This window comes from Vibrio sp. Vb2960 (assembly GCF_033337665.1).
Taxonomy (GTDB): Bacteria; Pseudomonadota; Gammaproteobacteria; order Enterobacterales; family Vibrionaceae; genus Vibrio; species Vibrio alginolyticus.
Genome location: NZ_JAWORD010000059.1, coordinates 1 through 1,422 on the forward strand (window position 1 = coordinate 1; position 1,422 = coordinate 1,422).

The following is a 1,422-nucleotide window of genomic DNA, read 5'->3' on the forward strand; positions in this document are numbered from 1 at the left end:
CTATGCGTTGGTTTAAGTGTTTAGGGTGGTATGCGGCGGCTTCAGTATTGCGTTGCTCACCCCTTAACAGAGCGTTATGTTTTTAATCAACTCCAAGGATTTAGGAGGGTAAAGTGATAAGTCTATTTGAAATGGAACCTGGTTGTTTTGAGCTGTTTCGTGAAAACTTTATACGAGAATACGCTGGTTCTATCAGCTCCAATTATGGCTATTCTGAAAGGAAATCTTTTGAGTTCGCTTCCCTAGACTTCGAGATGAGACTACCCAATAAGCTTGATACTGACGGTAACTATGTCTGTTCGATTAAATTGGGGGAACTATCTATAGGTCATCTTTGGTACATAGAGAGTGTAGAAGACTCAACCGCTTTTATTTGTGACTTCTTCATAGAGCAAAAGTATCGCAACTCAGGTTATGGCGAATTAGTAATAAAAAACCTTGAATCCCGCCTCAAACAAAGTGGTATTACAAGGTTGAAGCTCCATGTTGCAAATGGCAATAATGGTGCTTTAAGGCTGTATACTCGTCTTGGGTATGGGATCACAGGGCATAATCTATTCAAAAAGTTTGATTAGCTTGATGAACACCAAAACATAACAAACAATTTAAGAGCGATTCGGCACGCGTGGCATTTTTGCTATGCGGTGGTTTTAGTGATTAAGGTGGCATGCGGCAGCTTCGGTATGGCGCGCCTCACACCTTAATTGGGCGTTATGTGCTTTGGAAAAAGTCTTAAACTTTAGATGACCTTGTCTGTTAATCTTGGTATCAGTGATAATCAACTATCAAGGACGGATTTAATGTTTGATTGGACAAATCCTAAGCAAATCGATCTTACTCAACCATATCTGTATTTCATTAAGATCTCAGCTGAACAAAAGGAGTTTCGCTATATTGGCAAAGCGTCGAAGAAAGCGAGGCTGAATGAGTACAAGTCTAACGTGACAAAGATTCTTGAAGGAAAGTCTCGACGACCAGTGTTAAAAAGAGATGGCTCTCTTCAATCACAAGGTAACTTGAAATACCGTTACGTTCACCTTGTGTTAGCAAATGCTCAAAAACGGGGTTGGCATATAGAGCATTACCCAATTGAAAACGTAGCTAAGCAAGACCTAAATTCCCGAGAGTTAGCACTTATAAATGAGCTTGAGTGCAATATGAATGATGGTTCAACTTGGTTAATTGAACAATTTTCTGAACTATCAGAGCAATTGCTACAAACAGTACGCACATAACAAACTGTTTAAGAGTGATTCGCAACGCGTGGCATTTTTACTATGCGTTGGTTTTAGTGTTTAAGGTGATATGCGGAGGCTTCGGTATTGCGTTGCTCACACCTTAACAGGGCGTTATGCGTACGATCATGATTAGCTACTCACTCTTATGGTAAAATTCGCATTTTGTTATAGGATCCCAAGATGA

At 40.0% G+C, this 1,422-nt stretch carries 2 protein-coding genes; both read left to right on the plus strand.

Annotation, left to right across the window (positions count from 1 at the left end):
* The first annotated feature begins 113 nt into the window (after nt 1-113).
* Complete coding sequence (locus R7O03_RS22570; RefSeq protein ID WP_017817956.1) at nt 114-575, plus strand: GNAT family N-acetyltransferase; 462 nt, start codon at nt 114-116, stop codon at nt 573-575.
* 225 nt (nt 576-800) lie between these two features.
* Nucleotides 801-1,235, plus strand: coding sequence for a hypothetical protein (locus tag R7O03_RS22575; protein WP_104035134.1), 435 nt, complete (start codon nt 801-803; stop codon nt 1,233-1,235).
* Nucleotides 1,236-1,422: the final 187 nt, after the last annotated feature.

Bases quoted from the DNA above. Each gene is read 5' to 3' on its own strand.
- R7O03_RS22575 (WP_104035134.1), top strand. From the start codon at position 801: ATGTTTGATTGGACAAATCCTAAGCAAATCGATCTTACTCAACCATAT.